This is a genomic window from Acidiphilium sp. JA12-A1 (assembly GCF_000724705.2).
GTDB classification, from domain to species: domain Bacteria; phylum Pseudomonadota; class Alphaproteobacteria; order Acetobacterales; family Acetobacteraceae; genus Acidiphilium; species Acidiphilium multivorum.
This window is the reverse complement of sequence record NZ_JFHO01000186.1, coordinates 1-3,717: the sequence shown is the minus strand read 5'-3', so window position 1 is coordinate 3,717 and position 3,717 is coordinate 1. Positions and strand designations below refer to the sequence as shown.

Below are 3,717 nucleotides of genomic sequence, written 5' to 3'. Positions count from 1 at the left end.
GACTTGCCGCGACCAAAACCGGCGCGTCGATGCGACCGCTGTGCACGACTGCGTGTCAGATGATCAAGGCGATGGCGCCGGGCGAGTTCGTGTTTCGGTCGGCCGGCGGGGATGCGCCGATAGTTAATTTCCGCAGGGTCTGGGAGCGGGTCGTCTATCGTGCCGCGGGGCTACCACGCGACGTGACGTCGCACGTGCTGCGCCACTCGTACGCCAGCGTCGCCGCCGATCTCGGGCTCGCCGATGCGACCATCGGCTCACTGCTCGGGCACCGGGGCCATACCGTGACGCGGCGCTATATTCACGTCGCCGACACGACGTTGATCGCCGCCGCCGATACCGTGGCGGCGCGGATCGTCACACTGATGCGCAGCGATCCGGCCCCCTGATGGAGGAGACGATGGGCGCCGACAGCGTGTATGGGATTGTCCATGTCGAACACCGCATCCCATGGCGCGGTGCAGAACTGACCTTCACGTCGTACGAGCTGCAGCTTGTGCTCAGGCTCGCGGACGGCGGCCACGTTCCTCTCGCGGATTTGCCAATCGCGTGGGCGTTTGTTGAGAGATTCAAAAAAGACGGTCTGGATTTCAAAGAGGTTGCCGCGGCGATCTCGCAGACGGTGAGCCCCTCGTCGCCACACCTAGGTTTCTTGGACGACAGCGCCATCAACGACAGCCCGGAACTGCTCGCCATCGCAGAAGCGATCTACGTCCAACACAATGATAGATGGCGGGAGGATGACGCTGATCTTTGGACGACGACCGTCCTGTTTCCGTCATTCACCGGCCTCCCGAGCACGATTTGGCTACCGACGATGCTGAAGGCCGATCAGGAGGCGGTCGTGCTCGTAGCGACTTCGCCGAGTGAGCGAAGCGACGCGGCAAACGCAGCCATCCTTTGTGTACAGCCCGAACCGCATCTCATCGCGGGTCCGCTGAACCCGGCCTACGAGGCCGCTGCCGTCCAATGGATTCGCGCCAATTCCGAGGTGCTGGTAGCCCACTGGAGCGGTGTGATCGACAGTGCCGAGATGATTCGACGGCTGCGACTACTTGGTCCCGATCATCACTCTTGAGGTCGGTTTCGAGGCCCCCCCCCCCGGAACCTGCGGCATCGGCCCGGTCGATCACTGGCGACGACGCTTCCGCTTCTTCTGCAACCGCTTTTGTCTTTTCGCTTCTCGGTCCCATGCTGCCGAAATGGCGGCTCGCAGGAGCGCGGCCATCTCGTCGAGATGGCGGTCGTATTCCGCTGGCGTCATCGTCTCTAGGATGTCGGTGAAGAGATTGGGCTTGATGTCGCCACCGGGGGGATCGAATGTCAGATCGAGGCCGAGGACAGCGGCGACGTCCTGCATGTCCTCGATCTGATCGGCTGTGTAGCGCGACGATTTCACAGGGCGATCCGGCTGATCGCGATCCTCGCCGGGGTCGTCAAAACCGTTTTCCCGGTCGTTCATGCTGCGTGATCTATCACTGCGCGACGCCCGCCGGGAATGGTCCGGTAGAGCGTCGAAGGTGCGACACCCAATTGCTTCGCGATCTCGGCGCCGCTGAGAGTTCCCGCCGCAAGCATCGCCTGCGCCGCGCGGACCTTGCCGTCGTCGAGCGCGCGCGGACGACCACCCTTTCGGCCCCGCGCCGCCGCTGCCGCCAAGCCGGCCTGCGTCCGCTCGATCAGGATTTCGCGCTCCATCTGGGCCAGCGCGCCGAGCAAGGAGAACACGAACCGGCCAGCCGTGGTCGTCGTGTCGATCCCTTCGGTCAAGCTGCGAAGCGCGATTTGACGTCGCTGGAGATCGTCGCCGATCTCGATCAAATGCCTCAGCGACCTTCCAAGCCGGTCGAGCCGCCAGACCACCAGCGTGTCGCCGGCACGTGCCGCGTCGAGCAGCGCCGTCAGCTGCGGTCGGTCCGTACGTGCCCCGCTCGCCGTCTCCGTCCAGATGCGCTCGCACCCGGCCGCGCGAAGGGCGTCGTGCTGCAGGTCGTGGTTCTGGTCACCCGTCGAGACGCGAGCGTAACCGATAAGCATCCTGTTCTCCCGAAACTCGTCAACGCCGCCCGTTCTCGGACGTCCGGTTTCACGATATGTTATTCGGAAAATCTGTCAGCATTTTTCTGCAGTTTTCGGAAACGGTTTTCGGAGACAGAACGCCTTCACCCGAAAACCACCGTTTGCAGGAAAGATCGCGCAGCGGTCGGGAGCGACGGTGATGAAGCGGACTGAGAGGGGTCACGGCGGGTGCGTCCGGCGTGCCGGTCACCACGGAGACGGTCACCGACACGTGCCATCCAGCTCCACCGCCCGTCCAAACATACGCCAGCGCCAAGATCATTCGAGGACATCAGACGGCTGCTGTTGAACAAGGCTCGATGCAGCCGCGCTCGAACCATTCCAAACGGCCATGTCAAATTCAAAATGCACACATCAGTCTGGCGCAGAAAAAAAGGGCGTTGTACTCCGAATAATTGAACGCAGCTCGAAAGAAGGCGTATCATTCAAATACACAACCGCCAGCCAGAACGGGCAGGCGAATTTGCATTTCAAGGTTTCTCATTCTGCCACTTCTTGGAAGCATGATTCGATGATTTACAAAAGTCTTGAAGACGATTTGATCGACGCTTCATTCAGTCAATTTGATGAGAAGCTCCATCTCGTTCTTGGCGAGATCAAAGCTCACGAACTTCGACGTGCTGGAGATTCAGCCTACACACACCTCAATGGCATGCTTGAGACGGTCCGCGATATGACAGGATCGAAACCGTCTGCGTCGCACATTCGAGACTATGTCGCGATGTGGACAGATTTGACCAATCCGACAGTGGCGTCGGCCCTCATCAGTCTGCTCACGTCAATGGCAATGATCCCTCCGAAAGCCCTGAACGAGGAACGAAATTGAACTGCCATTAATCCGAAAAGAGGTCAGCCTAGTTGGGCGAGTGAAGTGTCGTACGTTCCCTAGATCGAAGAGGCAAAGGCAGATGATGGACAGAGGCGACACCCACGTTTAGTTGCCTCATCAGATCGGAAAAGGAAACGGCCTATGTCGGTCTCCGCGTGTCTTCAACCGGAACAGCATAGTAGGTTACGGCTCAAAGCCAACTCGTAAGGCGTGAATCAGCCGGATAAGCCGTCCTAACTTAAATCGGCTTCGGTCCAAAATGGCATGAGCTTCACTCTTACAAGGGTATCTGCTCAACCCGGTAGGGGGGCGATGGGCAGTGATGCTCCGGTGACGGCGTTTTTGATAGCGGTGTAGGCATCAAGGCCGTGCCGCGCGGCGGTCCCGACGACGGATCGGACGTTGGCGAAGAAATCGGCGCCCCAGTTGGATCGGAACCCTCCGGTGACCTTGCGATATGTCGCGGTAGGCCGGAGTTCGCGCTCGGAGCCGTTGTTGTCCGCGGCGATATCCGGGTGGTCGAGGAAGGTGAAGAGATGATCACGAACCTTGCCGTATCGTCGGCGCAATCGTCTGCCGTGGTGGTTGATCGGGGCGAGCGCCATGACGGCGTCGAGATCATGGTCGAGGCGCCGCCGCCAGGCGCGTCTTGTAGCGTCCGCGAGCGTGCGATGGCGCCGCGCCAGCACGACGGCGCGGAGCAGCAGGGCCTTCATTCTGGGTGCGAACGATCGTATCACCCGCCTCGATCGCGAATTTGCAGTCCCGGAGTTGTGGCGAGGCAAATCTGCCAGTCATCGGCATGACCG

The 3,717-nt window shown here is 60.7% G+C and carries 6 protein-coding genes; 3 read left to right on the top strand and 3 right to left on the bottom strand.

What is annotated here, in order from left to right; genetic code table 11:
- Positions 1-389, top strand: a 389-nt coding sequence (locus RT91_RS19105; RefSeq protein WP_205408994.1) for a tyrosine-type recombinase/integrase, incomplete at its 5' end; no start/stop codon positions are given.
- An 11-nt stretch (positions 390-400) separates the two neighbouring features.
- A complete protein-coding gene (locus RT91_RS19100; RefSeq protein ID WP_152982883.1) occupies positions 401-1,078 on the top strand; it encodes a hypothetical protein in 678 nt (225 codons plus the stop codon).
- A 51-nt stretch (positions 1,079-1,129) separates the two neighbouring features.
- Here RT91_RS19100 and RT91_RS19095 read toward each other — a convergent pair whose 3' ends face one another.
- Positions 1,130-1,462 (bottom strand): hypothetical protein, encoded by a 333-nt coding sequence (locus tag RT91_RS19095; RefSeq protein ID WP_035189373.1) that lies wholly within the window; start codon positions 1,460-1,462, stop codon positions 1,130-1,132.
- Complete coding sequence (locus RT91_RS19090; protein ID WP_035189371.1) at positions 1,459-2,037, bottom strand: recombinase family protein; 579 nt, start codon at positions 2,035-2,037, stop codon at positions 1,459-1,461. The genes RT91_RS19095 and RT91_RS19090 overlap by 4 nt, the downstream gene beginning before the upstream one ends.
- 373 nt (positions 2,038-2,410) lie before the next feature.
- On the opposite strand from RT91_RS19090, the gene RT91_RS21780 reads away from it, so the two are divergent.
- Positions 2,411-2,905: a hypothetical protein gene (locus tag RT91_RS21780; RefSeq protein WP_152982882.1), complete on the top strand. Its 495-nt coding sequence runs from the start codon at positions 2,411-2,413 to the stop codon at positions 2,903-2,905.
- A 296-nt stretch (positions 2,906-3,201) separates the two neighbouring features.
- Here the strand turns inward: RT91_RS21780 and RT91_RS19085 are convergent, their stop codons facing one another.
- Positions 3,202-3,624 carry a transposase gene (locus RT91_RS19085; protein WP_035189369.1) on the bottom strand — a complete coding sequence of 141 codons (423 nt, stop codon included), beginning with the start codon at positions 3,622-3,624 and terminating at the stop codon, positions 3,202-3,204.
- Between the last annotated feature and the right edge of the window lie 93 nt (positions 3,625-3,717).

Coding starts and splice junctions, on each gene's coding strand:
- RT91_RS19085 (WP_035189369.1), bottom strand. CDS start 3,624: ATGAAGGCCCTGCTGCTCCGCGCCGTCGTGCTGGCGCGGCGCCATCGC.
- RT91_RS19095 (WP_035189373.1), bottom strand. CDS start 1,462: ATGAACGACCGGGAAAACGGTTTTGACGACCCCGGCGAGGATCGCGAT.
- RT91_RS21780 (WP_152982882.1), top strand. CDS start 2,411: ATGTCAAATTCAAAATGCACACATCAGTCTGGCGCAGAAAAAAAGGGC.
- RT91_RS19100 (WP_152982883.1), top strand. CDS start 401: ATGGGCGCCGACAGCGTGTATGGGATTGTCCATGTCGAACACCGCATC.
- RT91_RS19090 (WP_035189371.1), bottom strand. CDS start 2,037: ATGCTTATCGGTTACGCTCGCGTCTCGACGGGTGACCAGAACCACGAC.